Source organism: Aquimarina atlantica, assembly GCF_000626715.1.
Lineage (GTDB): Bacteria > Bacteroidota > Bacteroidia > Flavobacteriales > Flavobacteriaceae > Aquimarina > Aquimarina atlantica.
This window is the reverse complement of record NZ_AQRA01000006.1, coordinates 412,110-435,462: the sequence shown is the minus strand read 5'-3', so window position 1 is coordinate 435,462 and position 23,353 is coordinate 412,110. Positions and strand designations below refer to the sequence as shown.

The following is a 23,353-nucleotide window of genomic DNA, read 5'->3' as shown; positions in this document are numbered from 1 at the left end:
ATCGATATTTATCTAAATAGCGAACCAAACTTTAACAATTAATAGTCTGAATTAGATAGTTTTGAATTCAATTTTAATAGTCCCATCTTATAATTTTGTCTTTTAAGTTTAAAAAGTTTAATCTCCTTAGTTTGATTGATCTTACCCCAGTTTCTATATACAGAAGCTTTTACATAGGAAGGTGTATTCTTTTTATTTCCAAAATATGTTATATTAATAAACCAATTCCCAGTGGTTAAATCGTATAGATAAAACTCATTAGAAGAATACCCTCTTAGTTTTTCATCCTTAATACGATTACCATCCTTTTCTTGAGAATGTTCAAAATTAAATGCTCTAGATTGAGGATCAACAAATTCTATGGCAAACTCTGCTTCAGAAGTATTCCATTCAAATACCAAACGAATATCACTTTTCGAATTCTGCAAACCTAATCCTTTAATCTCTGCATTTTCTATAATCCCCGCTGCACCTCTTTTTAGTGCATATAAATATGCCATTTCACTATATACTATTTTTTCAATCCCTTCTTCAAGTATATAATTACCTTTTCGTAAATATTGAAGATACATATTCCAGGCTTTTTTATATTGCTTATTTTCTATATAAGCATTCGCCAGGTCTCTATATGATTGTGCATAAGATGGTCTTAATTCTACGAGCCTAGTATACACATCAACCGCTTTTTGAGACACACCACGTTCCTGATAAGCATATGCGATAGCTTTCAATGTTTCTGGATCTTTCTTAAAAATATCTTGAGCTTCAGATAGCACCTTTACTGATAAGGAGTCGTTATTTTTTACTGTTTTAAAATACTCCGAGACATCCAAATAAAAACCGGGAGTTTCTGAGTAGTTAACAGAAAGTCCCTGATAAGATTCATAGATTTTCTCATTACCAGAAATAGTATCAAGTATAGCAAGATAAGGCGTTTTAGATTTTACTGCTGTATACGGTACAGTACCATTGCCGTAGTTATTTTGATTGCCTTTTTTCTTTCTTCCTTTTTTACCTTTCTTTTGTTTTTTAGCCTTAGCTCCTTTGGTTCTTACAACAATTACACCTCCCGATCCTCGCATACCATATTTTGTAGTTCCTGATACCGATTTTATTACAGTAACTTTATCAATATCTCCTACTGCAAGATTAGGAGGATATTCATACACAGTACCATCGATATCCCAAATAGCTAAACTCTCCTCTGGATTTGCAAGCGACAAATTCGGTACTATTCGCACTCTACCATTTTCAATACCCAGATATTTTACGATACCACTTAATGTCTCAATTAAACTAGTTCCCTGAACCGTAAGTTCTTTTCCTCTAATCTTTTTTATCCTGCCATATGAAACACTCTTTTTGTCTATTTTCCCATAAGAAGTTGTTATCATAGACTCCTCTTCTTCTCCATAACGATTCTTCTTTTTATTAGTCTTAAGTACTACTTCTCCAAGTTCATTTAACTCATCTACCATAGTAATATCAAGACGTTTGGTTACATCTTCAACAATAATTTCAACTGGTTTCATCCCAACAGAAGAAAACTGTATCACTTCTTTATCAGCTGCTTTAATTTTATAATATCCTTTTTTATTAGTAGTGGTTCTTGCATCTGTATTTTTTACTATGACTTTTACATTTTCTATAGGAGAATCATTATAAGTTACATATCCCGAAATCTCTTTCAGATTTGATCTGGATTGCCCAAAAGCAATAGCATAATTCCCTAAGATCATTATAAACAGTAAGAGTTTAAAAACGAAATGCTTTTTAAAAATAACCTTACTATCAAAATCAATATTGTACATTGTTATTGCACCCAATTGTAGTTGTTTCACTTTTATAATCATAATTTCAATAATATACTCTCTTTTCCCAAAAAATGCAGATCAAAACAGTGATAGTGTTTTTATAAAAATACACAAAAATAATTAGGGTATATTATGTGGCTATGATAGATGATTTTTCCAAGTATTAATTAACAATCATTATAATTAGATGATCATTTTTTAATCCTTCACCACTTCAAGCATTATAATTAATAGTATTTTAGCTAAACATTAAAAAGAAAACAAAAATAAACTATGCATGCATAGTTTATCATTATAACTTGTTATCTTAGCAGAATACTGATACATATTATGAATTATAAAGATAAAATGCTTCGAGATGGAGCGCTAAAAGGAAAAAATATTGTTGTTACTGGTGGAGGTAGCGGATTAGGGAAATCTATGACGAGGTATTTCCTAGAACTTGGAGCCAATGTTGCCATTACTTCACGTAATCTAGAAAAATTACAAAACACTGCCAAAGAGCTAGAATCAGAAACTGGAGGTACCTGTTTACCTCTGCAATGTGATGTTAGGGAATATGATCAAGTAGAGGCAATGAGAGACCAGGTTCTTGAAGCTTTTGGTTCGGTAGATGTGTTACTTAATAATGCTGCTGGTAATTTTATTTCTCCCACAGAACGTTTATCACATCGTGCTTTTGATATCATCATTGATATTGTACTAAAAGGTACTAAAAATTGTACACTTGCTTTCGGAAAACACTGGATTGAAAATAAATACAAAAATACTGTTGTTCTAAATATTGTAACGACGTACGCCTGGACAGGTTCGGCGTATGTCGTGCCTAGCGCTACGGCAAAAGCAGGAGTTTTAGCAATGACCCGATCACTAGCTGTAGAATGGGCAAAATACGGAATGCGTTTTAATGCCATCGCTCCGGGTCCTTTTCCTACAAAAGGAGCATGGGATCGTCTTTTACCAGGAGATTTAAAAGATAAAATTGATATGGCTAAACAGGTGCCTTTGGCTCGTGTAGGAGATCACCAGGAACTTGCTAATCTTGCAGCCTATCTAGTGTCTGATTTTTCTGCTTATGTAAATGGCGAAGTCGTTACCCTAGATGGTGGTGAATGGCTAAAAGGAGCAGGGCAATTTAATCTTCTTGAACAAATTCCTGAAGAAATGTGGGATCAACTGGAAGCAATGATCAGAGCAAAAAAAAATAAATAAGTATTTATTAACAATAATAGAAGTACGTTAGACCATCCTTAAAGGGGGATGGTCTTTTTTATTTCCTACTGTTAACATTTTTCATTTTTATAATATATAATAAATTGTATTTTTATCGCTATAAATCCAAATCTCCCCTTATGGGTAAAATAATAGCAATTGCAAATCAAAAAGGTGGTGTAGGTAAAACGACTACCTCTGTAAACTTAGCGGCTTCTCTAGGTGTTTTAGAAAAAAAAGTACTCCTGATCGACGCAGATCCACAGGCCAATGCGACTTCTGGATTAGGTCTAGATGTAGAAAGTGTTGAAAAAGGAACGTATCAAATTCTGGAGCATACTATAAATTCTGAAGATGCTATTTTAGAAACCAATTCTCCTAATGTGCATATTATACCAGCACATATCGACTTGGTTGCGATAGAAATAGAACTTGTTGATAAAGATCAACGTGAGTATATGATGAAAAAAGCAATTGAAGAGTTAAAGTCAAAGTATGACTATATTCTCATCGATTGCGCACCTTCTCTCGGTTTGTTAACCCTAAATGCGTTAACTGCTGCCGATTCGGTAATGATTCCTATACAATGTGAGTATTTTGCATTAGAAGGGCTCGGAAAACTTTTAAATACAGTAAAAAGCGTACAAAAGATCCATAATAAAAATTTGGATATCGAAGGATTATTACTAACAATGTATGATTCTAGATTAAGATTATCTAATCAGGTGGTAGAAGAAGTTCAAAAACACTTTAATGAAATGGTGTTTAAAACTATCATTCAGAGAAATATCCGTTTAAGTGAGGCACCAAGTTACGGTGAAAGCATAATTAATTATGATGCTTCTAGTAAAGGTGCCAGTAATTACTTAAGTTTGGCACACGAAATTATTAAGAAAAATAGTTAAGGATTCATGGCGAAGGCAACCAAAAAGCAGGCATTAGGAAGAGGATTATCGGCACTATTAAAAGATCCCGAAAATGATATAAGATCGGTAGAAGATAAAAATGCCGATAAAGTAGTTGGTAATATCATAGAATTAGACCTGGATAGTATAGATGTAAATCCATTTCAACCTCGTACTAGTTTTAATGATGAAACATTACGAGAACTTGCAACTTCTATAAAAGAAGTTGGTGTTATACAACCTATTACGGTTCGTAAATTAGATTTTGACAATTATCAGTTAGTAAGTGGGGAGCGTCGTTTTCGAGCTTCAAAATTAGCTGGATTAAAGAAAATACCCGCATATATTCGTATCGCCAATGACCAGGAGTCGTTAACAATGGCATTGGTAGAGAATATTCAACGACAGGATTTAGATCCTATTGAAATTGCTTTATCGTATCAGCGTCTTATCGATGAGATTAGTTTAACACAAGAGCAATTAAGTGACAGAGTAGGAAAAAAAAGATCTACCATAGCTAATTATCTTAGATTACTAAAACTAGATCCTATTGTACAAACTGGTATGCGTGATGGTTTTATATCTATGGGGCATGGTCGTGCTTTAATAAATATAGAAGATCAACAACAGCAACTGGATATATATGAAACTATTATAGGAAAATCTTTATCTGTTCGTGATACCGAAAAATTAGTTAGATCTCTTAATGATAAAACAGAAGATACTCCAAATACCAAGGCTGCTTCTACTAATAATCAGTTACCAAAACACATTGCAAAAGGGGTTAAAGAGTTCTCGGATTATTTTGGCGCAAAAATTGATATAAAAGTTTCTGGTAAAGGAAGTGGAAAACTTATTATACCATTTTCTTCTGAAGAAGATTTTAAACGCTTAAAGAAACTTATAAATAGTGAAGATTAAATTCTTTTATATTATTTTTTTTGTACTACTTTCTATTCAAAATGTTCTTTCTCAAGAAAATGAAGAATTAAAAGTTATTGAAGAAGAAGTTCCTGTAAAAAAGAAAAAAAGGGAAAGAAAAATACGCCCTTATGAGCCTTTGGCTCCTGCCAGAGCGGCATTTTATTCTGCAGTTCTTCCAGGATTAGGGCAAGTGTACACCAAAAAATATTGGAAAGTCCCCATCGTATATGCTGCCTTAGGAACTGGTATTTATTTTTATATCGATAATAACAAGGAGTATAATCGCTTTCGAGATATATACAAACGTAGATTAGCAGGTTTTACAGATGATGAGTTCCCTAATATAACAAATGATCAATTAATATCATTACAAGAACGCTTTCGTCGGGATAAAGAACTATCATTATTAATAACGGTAGGAGTTTATCTTCTAAATATTGTAGATGCAAATGTGACAGCTCACTTATTACAATACAATGTAACCGAAGATCTCTCGTTTAAACCTAAAATAAATTTTAACGAGTTTGATACCAGGCCCAATTATGGCGTATCACTCAACTACAGTTTTTAAGCAGTACCAATCCTTAATAACTTAGTGAATTAACAATACCAACCAAAATATGAAAATCGCACTACTAGGATATGGAAAAATGGGTAAAACCATAGAAAAGATCGCAATAGAAAGAGGCCATACCATAGTACTTAAAGTAGATAAAGATGATACCACATATGATCTTTCTGAAGCCGATGTGGCTATAGATTTTAGTATTCCCGGCGCAGCAGTAAATAATATCACCAATTGTTTTAATGCAAATGTTCCTGTAGTCTCGGGAACAACAGGGTGGTTAGATCATTATGACGATATTCTTAAATTATGTAACGAAAAAAAGGGAAGTTTTATTTATGCTTCAAATTATAGTTTGGGCGTAAATTTATTTTTCGAGCTTAATAAAAAACTTGCCAAGATGATGAATCCTTTAGAAGGATATAGTATAGCTATGGAAGAGATTCATCATACCGAAAAACTAGATGCCCCAAGTGGTACTGCGATAACATTGGCAGAAGGAGTTATTCAAAATACAGATAAAAAAGCATGGCAACTGGATGACGGTGATGAAAATACCATCCCAATTGTTGCAAAAAGAATTGATAAAGTTCCTGGTACACATACCGTAACATACTCTTCCCTTGTTGATGATATAGAAATTAAACATACAGCACATAATCGTAATGGTTTTGCACTGGGCGCAGTTGTAGCAGCCGAATGGTTAAAAGACAAAACAGGAGTTTATAGTATGAAAGATGTGTTAGGCTTATAAAAAAGTGTAACGCTTTATTAAGAAAAGGTACTTATATTAAAAATATATTTAAAGATGATACTTACAGAGTGGTTTATTTTTTTTCTGATACTACAGGTTATTCATTTTCTGGGCACCTGGAAATTATACGTTAAAGCGGGCAGAAAAGCATGGGAAGCTCTTATCCCTGTATATAATGCTGTAATTTTAATGAAAATTATAAATCGACCGTGGTGGTGGGTGATACTATTATTTATTCCTGTAATTAATGTTATTATGCTACCTGTTATTTGGGTAGAAACCATACGAAGTTTTGGTAAAAACTCTACAACAGATACCATCCTGGTTATTGTTACTCTTGGGTTTTATATCTTTTATGTAAACTATATGCTCGATGTAACTTATATTGAAGATCGGGATTTAAAACCAAGAACCGCTACAGGAGAATGGGTTAGTTCGATTCTATTTGCCATTGTTGCTGCAACTATAGTACATACTTATTTTATGCAACCCTATACCATTCCTACGGGTTCTTTAGAAAGAACATTATTGGTAGGGGATTTCTTATTTGTTAGTAAGTTTCATTATGGGGCTCGTACACCTATGACAGCAGTATCTTTTCCTATGGTTCATGATACAATCCCTTTGGTACGAACCAAATCATATACTAACAAACCGCAATATCCATATTTTAGACTACCTGGTTTTCAAAAAATCAAACGTAATGATATTGTAGTGTTTAGCTGGCCAATAGATACGGTAAATGCTTTTCAGCAATATGGTGATGGTAAATATCATTACAAACCCATAGATAAAAAATCTAATTATGTAAAGCGCTGTGTAGGTATTCCCGGAGATTCTTTGGCCGTAGTAGATGGTTTTGTTCATATTAATGGAAAACAAACTAAATTACCAGAACGAGCGCAATTACAGTTTTCATATTCGGGGACTACAAAAGGCAGTAGTTTTAATCTTCAAAATCTATACAATCGCTACAAAATAAAGAAGAACGAATTTGGATATAACAATTCACAATTTAGTGCTGCCGGTATGACCGAAGAAGCTGCTTCTCGATTTAAAAATCATCAAAACGTAGCAAGTATAGAACGAAATGTGACGCCAAAAGGTTTAAAAGATCCCAAAATCTTTCCTAATAATGGTAAAGTAAACTGGAATTCGGATAATTTTGGCGCAATTTATATTCCTGAAGCTGGTAAAACGGTAAAAATGGATCTCAAAAGTTTCTCTCTTTACAGAAGAATTATAGAAGTCTATGAAGGTTCTGAAATGGGAATTGACAATAAGTTATCTGTAAATGGTACGCAAGTACTCCTTAACGGAAAATCTATAGATAGCTATACTTTTAAACAAGATTATTATTGGATGATGGGAGACAACCGTCATAATAGTGAGGATAGCCGTGTATGGGGTTATGTTCCTGCCAATCATATTGTAGGAAAACCTGTTTTTGTATGGTTTAGCTGGGATTCTAATGCTAAAGGACTTTTTAACAAAATACGATGGGAACGTATGTTTACTACCGTTGGAGGAAGTGGAAAACCCGTGTCCTATTTTAAATATTTCCTAATTGTTTTAGCTGGTTGGATTATCTATAACCAATATCGTAAGAGAAAAAAAGGAGCTTAACACTTAGAGTAGTATAAAATTGAAAACATCCTTACTCCATCCTACGTATTTTGGATCTATACTACAATATGTAGCTATAGCTCAATCTGATACTGTTGTTTTTGAAAATGAAGATAATTACCAAAAACAAACTTATCGTAATCGTACTTATATCTACGGAGCAAATGGCAAACTTTTGTTATCTATTCCTATTAAACATAGTCAAAAACAAGAAAGGCAATTATATAGAGATGTTCGTATAGAGAATGATTTTCAGTGGCAAACACTCCATTGGAAATCTCTTGAAACCGCCTACAGAACTTCACCCTTTTTCGAGTATTATGAAGATGAGTTTATTCATTTATTTGAAAAACCCAGAGAATTTCTTTTGGATTTTAATTATGAGTGCACACAGGTAGTATTAGATTGCCTTCAATTAGATATTTCTTTTTCTAAAACCATAACATATGATAAAGATCCCAAAGAAACAACTGATTTACGAGATCTGGTGAATGCCAAAAAAGAAAAATCATATCCTCTTCAGCCATATATTCAGGTTTTTGAAGATAAGCATGGGTTTATTCCTAACCTTTCTATTTTGGATTTGATATTTAACGAAGGAACCAATGCCCTAACCTACCTCGAGCATCAATCTATTTTTCTATGATCCGACCGATCTTACATTATGGATTTCACCTCATTCTCCCATTATTGATCGCAATCCTTTTCTTCCCTAAACAGTGGAAGAGAGCTTATATTCTATTTATAGCTGCCATGTTAATCGATATCGATCATATATTAGCAGATCCAATTTTTGACCCTAATCGATGTAGTATTGGATATCATCCATTGCATAGCTACTATGCTATTGCAGTATACGGTGTACTATCATTTTTCTCAAAAACAAGAATTATTGGCTTAGCTTTAATTTGGCATATACTTACTGATTATCTCGACTGTTTGATGATGTAAATTATCGTCAATACACTCTATTTCACAAAATAATGATTACATTTATTACAAAACTGGTACTAATAAGCTACTTCTAATTCATTTTTTATCTATGAACAAGTTTCTATTTTTTATCGTAATTATCACCTTATTTTCTTGTGGAAAACAAGCAAAAGATTCTAACAACACTACAGATCAACAAGTAAAAGAAGAGGATTCTACTACCATCAAAGTAGAACTTAAAAGATCTAATTCTATATCATATGATCCTCAAATTGCCCGTAAACTTTCGAATAAGGAAATCGTATCTACTTTTACCAAAAGAATAAGAAGACAATTAGGTATTGAATACCCTATCCACCAGGCATATTCATATAAAGATGATTCAGGAGAAAACTATCTTCTTATATCAGAACGTTTTAAAGAAACCGATGAAAAAAATGACTCCCTTTATGATCAGATAAAAGTACTCAACCTGTCTTATAAAAGTAAGAAGTTTAAAAAAAGATCTGCTCTTAAAGATGACATAGACAAAGACTGGGAATCATCGATTGGATTTTGGAATACATACTCAGAAATATCCGATATAGATAAAGATGGTCTGGCAGATCTTATATTAATTTATGGTACTATGGGCCAAGATGGATATACAGATGGTAGAGTAAAGATTATCATCTATCATAACAAAAGAAGAGTAACGATTAGACATCAGAATAGTGATTATGACGGAAGGTTAACCAAAATCAGTCAAAAATTCTATGGATTGCCTCAACCAATACAACAAGCCGTAAAAGAAAAAATGAAGTTAATGATGCAAAACAAACATGCAGTTTTCTATAAGGATTGGGAAGCAGAAATGAAGAATTACTCAACTAGTATAGATGGGTTGTAATATCAGATACGTACTATTGTAAAGCTTAAAACTTTATTTTTGAAAGTATTGGATAATGATCAGAAAATTCTAGATCAAAACTTTGAAACCCCTGTACTTCGAATTCTTTGGGGACTAAAATAAAATCAATTCTTGCCGGAAACAATTCGAATTTAAAAGTTTTACCAAATCCTTTTCCTGCTTTCTTAAAAGTATCCTGAAGATTTTCTGATCTAATTTTATCGTACACATAAGAATATGCCGTATTATTAAAATCTCCCATTACAATATTTCTATACGGAGAAGATTTCATATGCTCAATAAGCTGCTCTGTTTGGGTTTGTTGCCTTTTAAAAGACACTCCGATACGTTTTAATAATTTTTGAGAATCTGCTTTAGCCAGATCGTCTGTTTTAGAACTAATTCTATGAGATTGTAAATGAATATTATATATTCTAATCGTATCCTTAGGAAATGCCACATCAGCAAAAATCACATTGTTGGCCGTATTCTCAAAATTTAAAGACCCTTTATTAATAAATGGATATTTTGAAAAGATTACCAATGCCAACTCCCTGCTATTGTGATTAAAATACTCATACTTATTTGAATATTGACTAAAATCGATATCTGGATTGTTATAATACTCCTGAGCGCAAAACACATCTGGATTTTGATCTTTCACCAGTTTTGAAATATCCTGAGGAATAGTCTCTGAAGCTATCCAGAAAAAACGATTAAAGCTATGCACATTATAACTCATTAATGAAATACCATCTTCGATCTCATCGGCCGATTTTCCTCTTAATTTATACAATGAAGATACATGAGAAATACCAAGAATTAATGCAACGAGAGAAAGTATTCCTTTTTTATTGAGTTGTACCGCCCAAAATAACAGAAACAATACATTGATCACAATTAATATGGGCACTGCCAAACTTAGAACCGATAATAGGGGAAACATTTTTGGAGAAACATAAGGTAACAAATAAGATAGCAATAAGGCAAAAGCCGCCATAGCGTTCATCAAAAAGACGATCTTGCTAACTATTTTCCTCATAACTACTCCTTCCCTGCTTTAAACAAAAAATCTTTCTCTTCTTTGGTTAAACTGTCATAGCCACTTTTACTAATTTTATCTAAAATAGCATCGATTTGTTTCTGATTAGGGGTTTTGGTTGCAGAAGTCGCTGTTTTCTTAGGAGCTCTTTTATGAGTTTTTGATTTATGAACTGTTTTTAGTGGACTTTTCTTTTTAGGAGTAAACATAGCGCTCAATCCATCCATCAGTTTTTCGAACCAGGCACCGATATCATTTCCTTTTTTAAGTTGAATTGCATACACATATCCAAACAAGGCACCTCCCAAATGAGCTATCAATCCACCCGCATTACCAGATGTAGGGATTTGAATCAGATCAGAAAGTACTACAAACACTCCTATCTGCCATAACTTAACATTAAACACAAAGATTCGTACTTCAGAATTTGGTGTATACGCCGCAATAAAAATCATAATGGCACGAACTGCTGCAGAAGCACCAATTAAATATGCTAATGTATCATTTAAAACCGGAAACAGGTTATATGCCAATACAAATAATAATCCTCCGCAGATAGCACCTAATAAGTAAATTGTGAGAAATCTTTTTTCGGTAAATAAGTTCAGAACATATTGTCCGAACCAGTATAGCACCAGCATATTCCAGAAAATATGCCAAAAATCAAAATGCAGAAAACTATACGTGAGCATGCTCCAGGGCTGTAGTATTAGCGATCCCGGATCAACAGGTAAAACAAACCATTGCATCAAAGCACCTGGACTGGCTTTAAAAATCCAGGATCCCAGTGTGGCAAATAAAAATAAAGCTACATTAATTACAATAAGCTTAATGATTACATTAGCTGTTTTAAACTGATATGATAGATTATTAGTTGTCATCGATTAATACCACCGTTTATCATTGAACGAATTCTTTTTCCAATACCATATCATAATAAACCCAAAGAGAGCACCACCCAAATGTGCTAAATAAGCAGTATTAGAAGGGCTGAAAACAGAATACCCTGTAAGCATAGAAAATAAATCTAATAAAATAATTCCAGGAATAAAATATTTAGCTTTTATAGGAATTGGTAAAAAGATTAACATTAATTCCTGGTTTGGAAACAAAACTCCAAATGCCACCAAAATTCCCATTAATGCGCCAGAAGCACCTACTAATGTTCCATTAAAATTCCCAACTAATTGAGTAAAATCCTTTGGACTCAAAGTGTTTTCCCATACTGGCATATATTTCCCTTGGTTAAGAACATCAAAAATCATATCTCGTTCATAACCTGCATTTACTAATTGAGATAATGAATCCTGAAATTGAAAATAATCATAGCCCGCATGTATCAATAAAGCTCCAAGACCTGCTGAGATATAGAAAAAAACAAATTTTTTAACGCCTAAAAATCGCTCCACCGGTGTACCAAACATCCATAAACCAAACATATTGAATAGTATATGTTGAAAATAAATAGTTTGACCATTTCCTGTAGGAACATAATTTGCATGCATAAACATATGAGTAATTATCTGCCAAGGTTTAAACAAATCATTACTCACAAAATGATATGCAAATAAATTATTAAACAACACTCCTTTAGCAATCGAAAGGGCTCCTATCCAAAAAATGACATTTATAATCAATATATTTTTAACAGCTGGTGTAATTCTTCCCATTTATATATTAAAATTTCTTGTCGATTTCATCTACTGTTAACGTGATGAAAGTCGGCTTATTATTTGGTGTTATTGTAGGCTCAGTACACGCAAATAGGCTATTTACCATATACTGTTGCTGTTCTGAAGCCAATTCTACTCCTGCCCGTACTGCAATACTTTTCGAAATGGATCTTGCTAGCAGATCTGTCTGAGAAAACCCACTATCTGGCACCTCATCCTCTAGATCACCGATAAGTTGCTCTAAAAGTTGAGCTACTTCTTTTTCTGAAGTAACCGATGGTATTCCTGTAATTTCAACTTCTCCTGGGGATAACTCTCCAAAAACAAACCCTGTATTCTCGAGTTGTTCTTTTACAGTGGTAAGAAGTTCGATTTCTTTTTTGGTAAAAGAAAGTGTAAGCGGAAACAACAGTTGTTGACTTACAGCACTTGCCATAGTGATATTGCGCAATAACTCTTCATACAATATTCTTTGGTGTGCCCGGTGTTGATTTACAATCACCATTCCGCTCTTAATAGTAGTAACGATATATTTTTTTTGAAGCTGATAGGTTGTATGATGCCCAACTTTTTTTTCATCGGGTTCAAACAATGATCCTGTAACTTCTGCACTTTCGAATTCTACAGAAGAAAAATCATTTTCTACAGGCTTGGTCGTTGTCATTTCAGATTCTAAACCCACATACAGGTTTTCCCAATCTCCGGCAGATTCCTTTTTAAACGATGTATAACTTTTGCCAGAAAATGAACCACCTCCAGAACCAGAACCAGATACTTTTTCCTCTTTAAACGGATTAAAATTACGATCTACTTCTATTGTAGGTGTCTGAGCAGTTTTCCCCTTATATTCGTAAGGAGTATCCATCGAAGCATCTCTGTTAAAATCTAATACAGGTGCTACATTAAATTGTCCCAGGCTATGTTTTATCGAAGCTCTTAGCATGGCATACAACGCATGCTCATCTTCGAATTTAATTTCGGTCTTAGTAGGATGGATATTAATATCTATTGATTTAGGGTCTACCGTAAGGTATATAAAATAGCTAGGGTGCGCTTTATCTTTTAGTAATCCCTCGAATGCAGCATTAACCGCATGATTTAAATAACCACTCTTAATAAATCTATTATTAACAAAGAAAAACTGCTCACCACGGGTACGTTTGGCATATTCTGGCTTTCCTATAAACCCGCTAATAGTTACCAAGTCTGTTTCTTCTTTGACCGGGACAAGTTTTTCATTGGTTTTTCCTCCAAAAATATTTACAATACGCTGGCGGCAATTTGAAATAGGTAAATTAAAAATCTCACTACCATTATGATACATATCAAATTTAATAGAATGATGTGCCATCGTTACCCTATGGAATTCATCAATAATATGACGTAGTTCTACTGCATTTGATTTTAAAAAATTTCGTCGTGCGGGAATATTATAAAATAAATTCTTGACACTTATAGAAGTTCCTTTCGGTGTTACGCATACTTCTTGAGAAATTACTTCGCTACCTTCGATATTAATCTCTGTACCGACCTCATCTTCTTCTTGTTTCGTTTTTAATTCTACATGGGCAATAGCAGCAATAGAAGCCAAAGCTTCTCCTCTAAATCCTTTGGTATTTAATTCAAAAAGATCTTCTGCGGCTTTTATTTTTGAAGTAGCATGGCGCTCAAAACTCAGTCTTGCATCGGTAACGCTCATTCCTGACCCATTATCAATAACCTGAATAAGGGTTTTACCAGCTTCTTTTATGATTAATTTTATATGAGTAGCCTGAGCATCAATTGCGTTCTCTAACAGCTCTTTCACTACTGAAGCTGGTCGTTGAACCACCTCTCCAGCAGCAATTTGATTAGCTACGTGATCTGGTAATAGTTGAATGATATCAGACATCTATCGTCGTGCAGTAAATATGGATAAATCAAAATCAATTATATACAAAAAGATGAAGATCAGGATTATTGTAATATAGATAACATTTCTATTAATCTCACGATTACCTCGATTACGACTCGATTTACGGGCTTCTGCCCAGTGTGAACCAAAATCTATATCATTTGTAGCATCCCTGTATTTGGTAATTTTGTTCTCAAAATCATAGATATTACCCCCACTTTTACCTTCATAGTACCTTGGTGTGTAATTGAATCTACGGTTTTTTCTTCTTTTTGGGATACTTAACTTCACAATCTGTTCTATCTTTTTGATTATCCAAATATACTTAAAAAGCATTGTAATGTAAAGCTTTTAGCATTACAATAACATCAAAATATAAATAACAAAGATTATGCCGCTTAAATTTTAGCTCGAGAATTCTTATTTATAAAAGGTTGCATCTTTACGCAATTGCGCCATTTTGATTGCTGCAATTGCTGCCTCTGTCCCTTTATTACCATGCTTACCTCCAGAACGGTCAATAGATTGTTGCAGTGTATTATCTGTAAGTACACAAAAGATTACCGGGATATCACTAGCGATATTTAAATCCTTGATTCCTTGTGTAACACCATCACAAACAAAATCAAAATGTTTGGTCTCTCCCTGTATAACAGACCCTATAGCAATAACAGCATCGAGCATATCAAAGGATTCCTGCATTTTCTTACACCCATATACCAATTCGAAACTCCCAGGCACATTCCACCGTACTATATTTTCTTTTACTACTCCACAATCTATAAATGCATCAAATGCACCTTGAAACAGCCCCTCGGTAATTTCTTCATTCCATTCTGAAACAACAATCCCAAACCGAAAGTTTTTCGCATTTGGGATAGTTGTCTTATCGTATTGTGATAAATTTTTATTTTCTGTAGCCATATTGATTTGGCGTCTCGTGTTTCAGGTTTCAGTAAAAAACTAAAAACCGGACCCACAAAACTATTACTTCATTGCCTGTGCTTTACCTAAATGAACGTCTGCTTGATTAGCTTCTACACTCTTAGGAAACTCTTCTTTAATTCGTTCTAAATACGGAATTGCAATTTCTGGTTTATTAAGAGATATTGCAGTAATTGCTGCTTTTAATAAAAACTTCGGAGTGGTAAAATCATTTGTCTTTGCTTTAGCAGCTTTTTCATAATACCCTAATGCTTCTTCTGTTTGATCAAGCTGAGAAAATGCATCTCCTATACCACCAAGAGCCAAAGGACCTAATATATCGTCATCACTCTTAAAGCTATCAAGATAGTTAATTGCTTCCTGATATTTATTCATATTTAGGTAAGAAAATCCAGCATAATAGTTTGATAGATTAGCTGCATCAGTACTACCATAGTTTTCTATAATTCCTAAAAAACCATATTTACCTTCTCCTCCATTAAGTGCCAAAGTATATAATGAATCGCTAAGTTTAGAGTTACCATTAACTGCATTATCAAAATACTGTTGTGCTGTAAACATTTCATTAGCTGCTTCTTCCTCTTTTGGTTCCTGGATAAATTTCTGAAATCCAAGATATCCTAATATCACGATTGCTATCGTTCCAACAGCACCTAGTATGTATTTTTGATTAGCTGCAACCCATTCTTCAGTTTTAGAAGCTCCTTCATCTAAGGTATTAAACACCTCAGCAGTTGTTGAATTGTCTTCTATTTGCTCAACTTCTTCAGCTTTGTTTTTTGGTTTGTGTCCACGTTTCTTGTAAGTTGCCATAAATTTGCTTTAATGAACGGCAAAAATAAAATATTTATTCACAATTAAAAGCACAACTATTTATTATTTTTCAATAATTTGCGTCGATTAACTATGAATTCTATAAAAGTCGATATTGCTTGATGACCACTATTTTATGATTTTAAAATCTCTTTCTTTACTTAATTATAAAAATTTTGAGTCCATCAATTTCGAATTTGATGATAAGATCAACTGTCTTGTTGGAAATAATGGGGTCGGAAAAACAAATATTCTGGATGCTATTTATCATTTGTCATTTGGCAAAAGTTATTTTAATCCTATTACCAGTCAAAACATTAAACATAATACCGATTTTTTTGTCATCGATGGTCTTTATACCAAGGAAGCTCGTGACGAAAAAGTTATTGTTAGTGCGAAAAGAGGGCAAAAAAAAGTAATCAAACGCAACGCAAAAATATACGATACTTTTAGTGAACATATTGGTTTTTTACCTTTGGTAATTATTTCTCCGGCAGATAGAGATCTAATTACAGAAGGGAGTGATACTCGTCGAAAATTTATAGACGGTGTGATTTCTCAAAGTGACCAATCTTATCTAAAAACATTATTAAAATATTCTAAAATTGTATCACAGCGTAATTCTCTACTAAAATACTTTACTGCTAATAATACTTTTGATCCGACTACCTTAGAGGTATACAACCAACAAATGCATGAATACGGTAGTATTATTTATGAAAAAAGAGCAGCATTTTTAGAGACTTTTATTCCTATTTTTGAAAACAGGTATCAAGCGATTAGCTCTGGAAAAGAAAGCGTTACTCTTTCTTATCAAAGTAAGCTATCTGAAACTAATTTACTGACTCTTTTAGAGCAAAGTCTTTCTAAAGACAGAATGCTACAATATACCAGTGTGGGAGTTCACAAAGATGATTTGTCTTTTGAGATTGAAGGATATCCTATCAAAAAATTCGGAAGCCAGGGACAACAAAAATCGTTTCTTATTGCTTTAAAACTGGCTCAATTCGATTTTATAAAAAAGCAAAGTAAAGTAAACCCTATACTTTTACTCGATGATATTTTTGACAAACTCGACGAAAAACGTGTAGAACACATTATAAAATTGGTAGACGATCAAAATTTTGGCCAATTATTTATTAGTGATACTCATGCTGATCGTACAGAAAGTGTGGTAAAAAAAATATCACAATCATATAAAATCATTAAGCTAAAAAGCAACGAATCAGAACACTAAAATTAGCACTCATAATCTTCTGGTTAATAAAGAAAAATTAAAAACACTCAGATAAAATATGCGACGAGTTTTACTTTATATACTACTTCTATACATTACTTCTTGTACGACCACAGATCCAAAAGAACATATTCAATACCTGGATGGGTACTGGGAAATTAAAAAAGTAGTACTTTCTGACGGAAACGAAAAAGAATATAAGTTCAATCAGGATATTGATTTTTTTGAGATTAAAGACTCTATAGGAATACGAAAAAAAGTACGCCCTAAACTAGATGGGAGTTTTACAGTTACCGATAACCAGGAGGTATTTTCAATAACTATAGAAAATGATAGTGTAAGATTACATTACAAAAACTCGTTAGCAACATGGAAAGAAACTATTATTTCTGCAAAAGAAAATGAGATAGTGTTCAAGAATGAAACAGGAAATGTTTACTTTTATCAACGATATCAAAAGCTACAATTATAATGGCAAAACGTCATCAAGAACATCAAAGTATGGAAGAAGTTTTAAAAAGCTTTGTTTCTGACAACAATTTACAAAAAGGGTTGGACAAGGTTGCTGTACGTGATGTTTGGGAAAAAATAATGGGCCCTGCAATAACAAAGTATACTCAAAACATTAAACTTGAAAGAGAAACTGTGTATGTTGAACTTACATCATCTGTATTAAGGGAAGAACTTAGTTATGGTAGACAAAAAATAATAGATAACCTCAATGATGAATTAGGTAAAGTATTAGTCAAAAAACTAGTTCTGAGGTAGCTCTTTTTTTTCGTAAATAACCTTAGTTTTGCCGTGTGGTACTGGTTTTCCATGGGCATCAAGATTAACTACTGTTATATTTTCTACTTTAATAATTGTTTTGCGTGTTAATTTATTTCTCACTTCACACTTAAGAATCAAAGAAGTATTTCCAAATTTTACGACATCCATTCCTATTTCAATAATATCACCTTGTACTGCAGAGCTTACAAAATTAATTTCAGACATAAACTTGGTCACTACCCGTCTGTTTTGTAATTGTATAATTGCATACAATGCCGCTTCTTCATCTATCCACTCTAATAATCTACCTCCAAATAGTGTTTCATTAGAATTTAAATCTCCAGGTTTTACGATTTTTCTGGTATGATACTTCATGATTTCATTTTGTTTATCACAAAACTATCAAAAATATCATGTTTTATACTTGATAAGAGAAAAGGATTTTAAAGTTACTACATATTACTATTTAGCGCTCTGTCATTAACACTACAGAAAGAGTTAAGGAACAACTATCTCATCGCAAAACTGTTGCCCATCGGGACAATTGGGAGTTATTACTTTTGCACATACCTTATTTGTACCTTGATCTAAATCTAATTCTACTATCCCAGCACTTAACAATGAGTTTTCGATAAACACTTCATTTACGTACCAACCTATAGTAACATCATTACTTACCCCTGTAACAGAGGGATTAAATTTATATGTATTTGTACCTGTAACCCGTTCATTAGTATATGTAACAACAGGGCAAATAGGTTCTACTACAATTTCTTTACAAGCAATCGTTCCTTTAAGACAGTTAGGTGTAATTACTTTTATACACGTTTCGTATGTTCCTGGAGTGAATCGTCTTGTAAACGGATTGCCATCAATGGTCTGATCGGTAATCACCTCTCCATTGATTTTAAAAAACAATTGATATCCTTCCATAACCTCAATGTCGGGAATAAACCTATACTCATTATCTTGTAAAGGTTCGATTTCAAATCGTATTGCAGGACAACCCACACAGTTATTTATGATTTCATAAAATTCATAATATGTAGATATCCGTTTCGATTTAAGATCAGGAGCAACCAATATTGATATTGGAAATTTAAAACCTGGTTGATAACTAGCACCTTGATCTACAAGAAAACGACTAAAGCTTTCTTCACTATCAATATCAACTTCTTTATTGTCTTTATCACTTAAAACAATAGGGTATTCAAACTTAAAACATTGCTTATATAAATGGTTAAAAACGTCTCTAAATGTTTTTATCTCACATTGTCTAAGCACATTAATCAAAGCATCTTCATTTTCTATAAGAACTGCACTATCTGCTCCTTTAAACATGATCTGAATAGGAAATTGCAGCCCGGTTATATTAAAATTTGCACTTTGACCAGAAATCACTCTAAGCAATCCTTGATAGTCATCAACTCGTATAGTCGAATCTGTATTATATCCAAATATTAATGGATATTTAAAAGTAAAGCACAGATCTTCTTCGTTTACTATCGAATTTCTGGTTTTTATATCATTAAGAATAGATACTATTGTTGTAGTTGATGTAATCTTAGCATCTATACTATCAGGAAAAAAGGAGTCATCATTTACACAAGAATATGTAAACATTACTAACGCGAGTATAAAACTTTTACAATATGTACTTAATTTATTCAATATGAAACTATTCTAGATATATTTATAACGTTTACAAATTCGTATACCCTACCCCATTCTTCTATTTAATATGGATGAATGTATATAAAATAAAATTAGAATCAAAAGACTATCTAATTACATCTAACTTAATTAAAAATACCGAAACAATTCGATGAATTTAAATTTACCTTTATTAAAATAAAAAAACATTGAATCTTAAATCACAATATTCGATATTCATCGTTATAAAATCACAAAGTTCAAAACGATTAAAAAAACTTCCTTATAAATAGAAAAAATAATATTTAGTCGTTTTTTATTATTACCCTTACAGTTTTCCCGTTAATCTTTTGTTAAAAAAACATTATCCTTATTATCCTGCAAATTTTCTTAATAACCTTGCTTACTAACAAAAATTAACATGCAATAATGAAATTATTAACTAAAAACATGCTAATACTTCTAACAGTATTAGTGACGCAATTTTCTGTTGCGCAAGAAACCCCTATTACAGGTAAGGTCACAGACGATGGTGGTATGCCATTACCTGGTGTAAACATTGTAGTAAAGGGTAGCAACAGTGGAACTCAAACAGATTTTGACGGAATGTATTCGTTACAAGCTTCTGAAGGGAGTACTCTTCTTTTCAGTTATCTTGGCTTTGCAGATCAGGAGGTAATTGTAGGTGCCCAAAAAACTATTAATGTACAATTAGAGGTCACGGCTTCTCAATTAGAAGAAATAGTAGTTACGGCTCTTGGTATTTCTAGAGATAAAAAATCTTTAGGATATTCTACACAAGAAGTTGATGGAGAGGATTTAAACAAAGTAAAAACTGTAAATTTTGTAAATTCTCTTTCTGGTAAGGCTTCTGGTCTTCAAATTAAAAGAAATAATAACTTAGGAGGATCTACCAATGTGGTTATTAGAGGTAATGCTTCCTTAACTGGAAGTAACCAGGCTTTATTCGTTATTGATGGTATTCCTATCAACAATACTAATACCAACTCTGCTGGTCAGGGACAAGCTCAGGGAGGATATTATGATTATGGTAATGCTGCATCAGATATTAACCCAGATGATATAGAATCTATAAATGTTCTAAAAGGTGCCGCCGCATCTGCTCTTTATGGATCCAGAGCTGCAAATGGTGTAATCATGATTACTACCAAAAAAGGAGGTAAATCCAAAGGTATGGGAATTACAGTTAGTTCTGGACTAACATTCGGATCTATTGACAAAAGTACATTTGCTAAATATCAGGATCAATATGGTGGTGGTTACGGACCTTATTATGGACCAGGAGAAGATAGTTATTTAGATTTGGTAGATATTGATGGTGATGGTAATTTAGATTTTGTAACTCCTTTAACAGAAGATGCATCTTATGGAGCTGCCTTTGATTCTAACATTTTAGTGTATCAATGGGATGCTTTTGATCCTGATTCGCCAAATTACAGAACACCTACTCCATGGGTAAATGCTAAGAATGGTCCTATTACCTTTTTTGAAACTCCGGTAACAGTTACAAATTCTATATCCTTAGATAAAGGATTTGATGCTGGTACTTTTAGATTAAACTATACTCATTTTGATCAAACCGGTTTGTTACCAAATAGCTCTATCAAAAGACATAATTTCTCTATGAGTGGAAGCTACAAGCTTAGTGAGCGATTAACAGCTACAGGATACGCCAATTATATCAAAACAAATGGTCTTGGTCGTAACTCAACAGGATATAATGATAACATCATTGGTATGTTTAAACAATGGTGGCAAACCAATGTTGACCTAAAACAACAAGAAGCTATTTATTTTTCTACAGGAAGAAATGTTACCTGGAATCCAGCTAGCAGAGATGCAGGATCTCTTCCTATTTATTGGGATAACCCATATTGGACAAGATATGAAAACTACCAAACCGATATGAGAAATCGTTTCTTAGGGAATGTTTCTTTAAATTATAAAGTAACCGATTGGTTTGATATTACAGGTAGAGTTGCTACCGATACATACTCTGAATTACAAGAAGAAAGAAGAGCTAATGGTAGTGTTGCTACTGCATTTGGTGTTATCTCTAGTGATGGAACCAGACCAACAGTAAATTCTGGATACGGAAGAAAAGATATCCGAAATACAGAAACGAATTATGACTTAATGCTTAATTTCCATAAAGATTTAACCGAAGAATTAAACATCAAGGGGATATTAGGTACTAACATAAGAAGAAATCATTTTCAATCGGTTCATGCATCTACAAGCGGTGGGCTAAGTGTTCCTAGATTATACTCCTTACAAAATAGTGCGGGACCACTTCCATTACCTGCAGAAAGAGATGAAAAAATTGGTGTAGATGGTATCTATGTAAGTGCATCATTAGGATACAAACAAACGTATTTCCTTGACGGAACTTTACGAAGAGATCATTCTTCTTCATTACCAAAAGGGAATAGTACTTTCTATTACCCTTCTATTGCAGCTAGTTTTGTCTTTTCTAATCTTATCGATGCCGAATTCATTTCGTTTGGTAAATTAAGAGCTAACTATGCAGAAGTAGGTAATAGTGCTCCTTTTGATTTCTTATACGATAGTTATAATGTAAACACTCCGATAGGAAGCGCAAGTACTTCTGTAGGAAACATAAAAAAGAATCCAAATCTAAAACCAGAAACCACAACAAGTATTGAGCTTGGACTAGAAATGAAACTTCTACAAAACAGACTTGGATTTGATATTGCATATTATAAAAACAATTCTATCGATCAAATTTTTGGAGTTCCTGTTAGTAGAGGAACCGGATATACTTCTAAGATCTTAAATGCTGGAGAAATCGAAAATAAAGGTGTTGAATTGTCTTTATACGGGACTCCTGTAGAAACACAAAACTTTAGTTGGGATGTAAACGTAAACTGGTCTAAAAATGAAAACGTTGTAGTTTCATTAGAAGACGGGATAGAAAACTTACAATTAGGTTCTTTTCAAGGAGGGATAACCATTAATGCAACTGTAGGACAGCCTTATGGAATAATCCAGGGAACAGATTACACCTATCTAAATGGTCAAAGAGTTGTAGATGAGTCTAATGGTCAATATATAAAGACTAGTGCTTCTAACAACAATATTGGTGATACTAACCCAGATTGGTTAATGGGTATTTCTAATAAATTTAATTATAAAAATATTGCACTTAGTTTCTTAATTGATATCCAGCAAGGAGGAAGCATTTGGTCTCTGGATCAATACTATGGGCAAGCAACAGGTCTATACGAAGAAACTGCCTTTATCAATGACCTAGGAAATCCTGTAAGAAACACCTTGGCAAACGGTGGTGGTTTTATCAATCCTGGAGTTAATCCTGACGGATCTGTCAACACTACAAGAATTAGAGCAGATCGATTTGGTGCCTTTGGATATAGAAGAGGATTACCCGATGCTGCTTTTGTATATGATGCAAGTTTCGTAAAATTAAGAGAAGTTGCTATAACCTATAGTTTTCCTAAAAAATTAATTCAAAAAACATTCTTAAATGATGTTTCTTTTAGTGTAATTGGTTCTAACCTTTGGATTATCGACAAAGATCTTCCACATGCTGATCCAGAAAGTGGTTTGAGTTCTGGTAACTTACAAGGGTATTCTGTAGGTTCTTTACCAACCACCAGAGACATAGGTTTCAACTTAAAATTACAATTCTAAAAAAATAAAG

Annotated in this window: 23 protein-coding genes; 13 read left to right on the top strand and 10 right to left on the bottom strand. The window is 33.1% G+C overall.

Going from position 1 to position 23,353, the window contains the following annotated elements; translation table 11 throughout:
* Positions 1-38: 38 nt before the first annotated feature.
* Positions 39-1,841, bottom strand: a complete 1,803-nt coding sequence (locus ATO12_RS15595) for a carboxypeptidase-like regulatory domain-containing protein (protein WP_165583393.1) — start codon at positions 1,839-1,841, stop codon at positions 39-41.
* A 303-nt stretch (positions 1,842-2,144) separates the two neighbouring features.
* Between ATO12_RS15595 and ATO12_RS15590 the strand changes: the two genes are divergently transcribed.
* The 9 genes from ATO12_RS15590 to ATO12_RS15550 all read left to right on the top strand — a co-directional run bounded on the left by ATO12_RS15590 (position 2,145) and on the right by ATO12_RS15550 (position 9,622).
* Positions 2,145-3,026 carry an SDR family oxidoreductase gene (locus ATO12_RS15590; RefSeq protein ID WP_034243311.1) on the top strand — a complete coding sequence of 294 codons (882 nt, stop codon included), beginning with the start codon at positions 2,145-2,147 and terminating at the stop codon, positions 3,024-3,026.
* Positions 3,027-3,166: 140 nt separating this feature from the next.
* Positions 3,167-3,931 carry a ParA family protein gene (locus ATO12_RS15585; RefSeq protein ID WP_034243308.1) on the top strand — a complete coding sequence of 255 codons (765 nt, stop codon included), beginning with the start codon at positions 3,167-3,169 and terminating at the stop codon, positions 3,929-3,931.
* Positions 3,932-3,937: 6 nt separating this feature from the next.
* A complete protein-coding gene (locus ATO12_RS15580) occupies positions 3,938-4,852 on the top strand; it encodes a ParB/RepB/Spo0J family partition protein (RefSeq protein ID WP_034243305.1) in 915 nt (304 codons plus the stop codon).
* Complete coding sequence (locus ATO12_RS15575) at positions 4,842-5,426, top strand: DUF5683 domain-containing protein (RefSeq protein WP_034243302.1); 585 nt, start codon at positions 4,842-4,844, stop codon at positions 5,424-5,426. The genes ATO12_RS15580 and ATO12_RS15575 overlap by 11 nt, the downstream gene beginning before the upstream one ends.
* A gap of 49 nt (positions 5,427-5,475) precedes the next feature.
* The gene (gene dapB, locus ATO12_RS15570; RefSeq protein ID WP_034243299.1) at positions 5,476-6,174 is read left to right on the top strand and encodes a 4-hydroxy-tetrahydrodipicolinate reductase; all 699 of its coding nucleotides are present in this window, start codon (positions 5,476-5,478) and stop codon (positions 6,172-6,174) included.
* Between the two features lie 54 nt (positions 6,175-6,228).
* Entirely contained in the window at positions 6,229-7,800 is a 1,572-nt protein-coding gene (gene lepB, locus ATO12_RS15565; RefSeq protein WP_034243296.1) for a signal peptidase I, read from the top strand.
* Between the two features lie 19 nt (positions 7,801-7,819).
* On the top strand, positions 7,820-8,446 hold the full coding sequence (locus ATO12_RS15560) for a WbqC family protein (protein ID WP_034243292.1): 627 nt from the start codon (positions 7,820-7,822) through the stop codon (positions 8,444-8,446).
* Positions 8,443-8,751 carry a DUF6122 family protein gene (locus tag ATO12_RS15555; RefSeq protein ID WP_034243287.1) on the top strand — a complete coding sequence of 103 codons (309 nt, stop codon included), beginning with the start codon at positions 8,443-8,445 and terminating at the stop codon, positions 8,749-8,751. The genes ATO12_RS15560 and ATO12_RS15555 overlap by 4 nt, the downstream gene beginning before the upstream one ends.
* A 91-nt stretch (positions 8,752-8,842) precedes the next feature.
* Positions 8,843-9,622: a M949_RS01915 family surface polysaccharide biosynthesis protein gene (locus ATO12_RS15550; protein ID WP_034243284.1), complete on the top strand. Its 780-nt coding sequence runs from the start codon at positions 8,843-8,845 to the stop codon at positions 9,620-9,622.
* A gap of 25 nt (positions 9,623-9,647) precedes the next feature.
* On the opposite strand, the gene ATO12_RS15545 is transcribed toward ATO12_RS15550, so the two are convergent.
* The 7 genes from ATO12_RS15545 to ATO12_RS15515 form a co-directional block, all read right to left on the bottom strand.
* The gene (locus tag ATO12_RS15545) at positions 9,648-10,664 is read right to left on the bottom strand and encodes an endonuclease/exonuclease/phosphatase family protein (protein ID WP_034243281.1); all 1,017 of its coding nucleotides are present in this window, start codon (positions 10,662-10,664) and stop codon (positions 9,648-9,650) included.
* A 2-nt stretch (positions 10,665-10,666) separates the two neighbouring features.
* Positions 10,667-11,545 (bottom strand): rhomboid family protein, encoded by an 879-nt coding sequence (locus tag ATO12_RS15540; protein WP_034243277.1) that lies wholly within the window; start codon positions 11,543-11,545, stop codon positions 10,667-10,669.
* Between the two features lie 3 nt (positions 11,546-11,548).
* Complete coding sequence (locus ATO12_RS15535; protein ID WP_034243274.1) at positions 11,549-12,334, bottom strand: rhomboid family intramembrane serine protease; 786 nt, start codon at positions 12,332-12,334, stop codon at positions 11,549-11,551.
* 7 nt (positions 12,335-12,341) lie between these two features.
* Entirely contained in the window at positions 12,342-14,228 is a 1,887-nt protein-coding gene (mutL, locus tag ATO12_RS15530) for a DNA mismatch repair endonuclease MutL (protein WP_034243269.1), read from the bottom strand.
* Positions 14,229-14,567 (bottom strand): hypothetical protein, encoded by a 339-nt coding sequence (locus ATO12_RS15525; protein WP_240486143.1) that lies wholly within the window; start codon positions 14,565-14,567, stop codon positions 14,229-14,231.
* An 84-nt stretch (positions 14,568-14,651) separates the two neighbouring features.
* Positions 14,652-15,155 carry a 6,7-dimethyl-8-ribityllumazine synthase gene (gene ribH / locus ATO12_RS15520; RefSeq protein ID WP_034243264.1) on the bottom strand — a complete coding sequence of 168 codons (504 nt, stop codon included), beginning with the start codon at positions 15,153-15,155 and terminating at the stop codon, positions 14,652-14,654.
* 63 nt (positions 15,156-15,218) lie between these two features.
* Positions 15,219-15,989, bottom strand: coding sequence for a tetratricopeptide repeat protein (locus ATO12_RS15515; RefSeq protein WP_034243259.1), 771 nt, complete (start codon positions 15,987-15,989; stop codon positions 15,219-15,221).
* A 136-nt stretch (positions 15,990-16,125) separates the two neighbouring features.
* Between ATO12_RS15515 and recF the strand changes: the two genes are divergently transcribed.
* Genes recF through ATO12_RS15500 form a run of 3 tightly spaced genes read left to right on the top strand, consistent with a single transcriptional unit; the run spans position 16,126 to position 17,994 of the window.
* Positions 16,126-17,226, top strand: a complete 1,101-nt coding sequence (gene recF, locus ATO12_RS15510) for a DNA replication/repair protein RecF (protein WP_034243255.1) — start codon at positions 16,126-16,128, stop codon at positions 17,224-17,226.
* A gap of 58 nt (positions 17,227-17,284) precedes the next feature.
* Positions 17,285-17,698: a hypothetical protein gene (locus ATO12_RS15505; RefSeq protein WP_034243251.1), complete on the top strand. Its 414-nt coding sequence runs from the start codon at positions 17,285-17,287 to the stop codon at positions 17,696-17,698.
* Positions 17,698-17,994 (top strand): DUF721 domain-containing protein, encoded by a 297-nt coding sequence (locus ATO12_RS15500; RefSeq protein ID WP_034243248.1) that lies wholly within the window; start codon positions 17,698-17,700, stop codon positions 17,992-17,994. Before ATO12_RS15505 ends, ATO12_RS15500 begins: the two co-directional genes overlap by 1 nt.
* Here the strand turns inward: ATO12_RS15500 and ATO12_RS15495 are convergent.
* A complete protein-coding gene (locus ATO12_RS15495; RefSeq protein WP_034243245.1) occupies positions 17,980-18,372 on the bottom strand; it encodes an acyl-CoA thioesterase in 393 nt (130 codons plus the stop codon). The genes ATO12_RS15500 and ATO12_RS15495 overlap by 15 nt on opposite strands.
* 123 nt (positions 18,373-18,495) lie before the next feature.
* Entirely contained in the window at positions 18,496-19,620 is a 1,125-nt protein-coding gene (locus tag ATO12_RS15490; RefSeq protein ID WP_034243242.1) for a hypothetical protein, read from the bottom strand.
* A 459-nt stretch (positions 19,621-20,079) separates the two neighbouring features.
* Between ATO12_RS15490 and ATO12_RS15485 the strand changes: the two genes are divergently transcribed.
* Positions 20,080-23,343: a SusC/RagA family TonB-linked outer membrane protein gene (locus ATO12_RS15485; RefSeq protein ID WP_034243234.1), complete on the top strand. Its 3,264-nt coding sequence runs from the start codon at positions 20,080-20,082 to the stop codon at positions 23,341-23,343.
* Positions 23,344-23,353 lie beyond the last annotated feature (10 nt).

What these genes read in the sequence shown, in the direction of transcription:
- ATO12_RS15580 (WP_034243305.1), top strand. Translation starts at nt 3,938, where the DNA reads ATGGCGAAGGCAACCAAAAAGCAGGCATTAGGAAGAGGATTATCGGCA.
- mutL (WP_034243269.1), bottom strand. Translation starts at nt 14,228, where the DNA reads ATGTCTGATATCATTCAACTATTACCAGATCACGTAGCTAATCAAATT.
- lepB (WP_034243296.1), top strand. Translation starts at nt 6,229, where the DNA reads ATGATACTTACAGAGTGGTTTATTTTTTTTCTGATACTACAGGTTATT.
- ATO12_RS15590 (WP_034243311.1), top strand. Translation starts at nt 2,145, where the DNA reads ATGAATTATAAAGATAAAATGCTTCGAGATGGAGCGCTAAAAGGAAAA.
- dapB (WP_034243299.1), top strand. Translation starts at nt 5,476, where the DNA reads ATGAAAATCGCACTACTAGGATATGGAAAAATGGGTAAAACCATAGAA.
- ATO12_RS15550 (WP_034243284.1), top strand. Translation starts at nt 8,843, where the DNA reads ATGAACAAGTTTCTATTTTTTATCGTAATTATCACCTTATTTTCTTGT.
- ATO12_RS15485 (WP_034243234.1), top strand. Translation starts at nt 20,080, where the DNA reads ATGAAATTATTAACTAAAAACATGCTAATACTTCTAACAGTATTAGTG.
- ATO12_RS15535 (WP_034243274.1), bottom strand. Translation starts at nt 12,334, where the DNA reads ATGGGAAGAATTACACCAGCTGTTAAAAATATATTGATTATAAATGTC.
- ATO12_RS15585 (WP_034243308.1), top strand. Translation starts at nt 3,167, where the DNA reads ATGGGTAAAATAATAGCAATTGCAAATCAAAAAGGTGGTGTAGGTAAA.
- ATO12_RS15500 (WP_034243248.1), top strand. Translation starts at nt 17,698, where the DNA reads ATGGCAAAACGTCATCAAGAACATCAAAGTATGGAAGAAGTTTTAAAA.
- ribH (WP_034243264.1), bottom strand. Translation starts at nt 15,155, where the DNA reads ATGGCTACAGAAAATAAAAATTTATCACAATACGATAAGACAACTATC.
- ATO12_RS15505 (WP_034243251.1), top strand. Translation starts at nt 17,285, where the DNA reads ATGCGACGAGTTTTACTTTATATACTACTTCTATACATTACTTCTTGT.
- ATO12_RS15495 (WP_034243245.1), bottom strand. Translation starts at nt 18,372, where the DNA reads ATGAAGTATCATACCAGAAAAATCGTAAAACCTGGAGATTTAAATTCT.
- recF (WP_034243255.1), top strand. Translation starts at nt 16,126, where the DNA reads ATGATTTTAAAATCTCTTTCTTTACTTAATTATAAAAATTTTGAGTCC.
- ATO12_RS15540 (WP_034243277.1), bottom strand. Translation starts at nt 11,545, where the DNA reads ATGACAACTAATAATCTATCATATCAGTTTAAAACAGCTAATGTAATC.
- ATO12_RS15515 (WP_034243259.1), bottom strand. Translation starts at nt 15,989, where the DNA reads ATGGCAACTTACAAGAAACGTGGACACAAACCAAAAAACAAAGCTGAA.
- ATO12_RS15525 (WP_240486143.1), bottom strand. Translation starts at nt 14,567, where the DNA reads ATGCTTTTTAAGTATATTTGGATAATCAAAAAGATAGAACAGATTGTG.
- ATO12_RS15545 (WP_034243281.1), bottom strand. Translation starts at nt 10,664, where the DNA reads ATGAGGAAAATAGTTAGCAAGATCGTCTTTTTGATGAACGCTATGGCG.
- ATO12_RS15555 (WP_034243287.1), top strand. Translation starts at nt 8,443, where the DNA reads ATGATCCGACCGATCTTACATTATGGATTTCACCTCATTCTCCCATTA.
- ATO12_RS15490 (WP_034243242.1), bottom strand. Translation starts at nt 19,620, where the DNA reads ATGTTTACATATTCTTGTGTAAATGATGACTCCTTTTTTCCTGATAGT.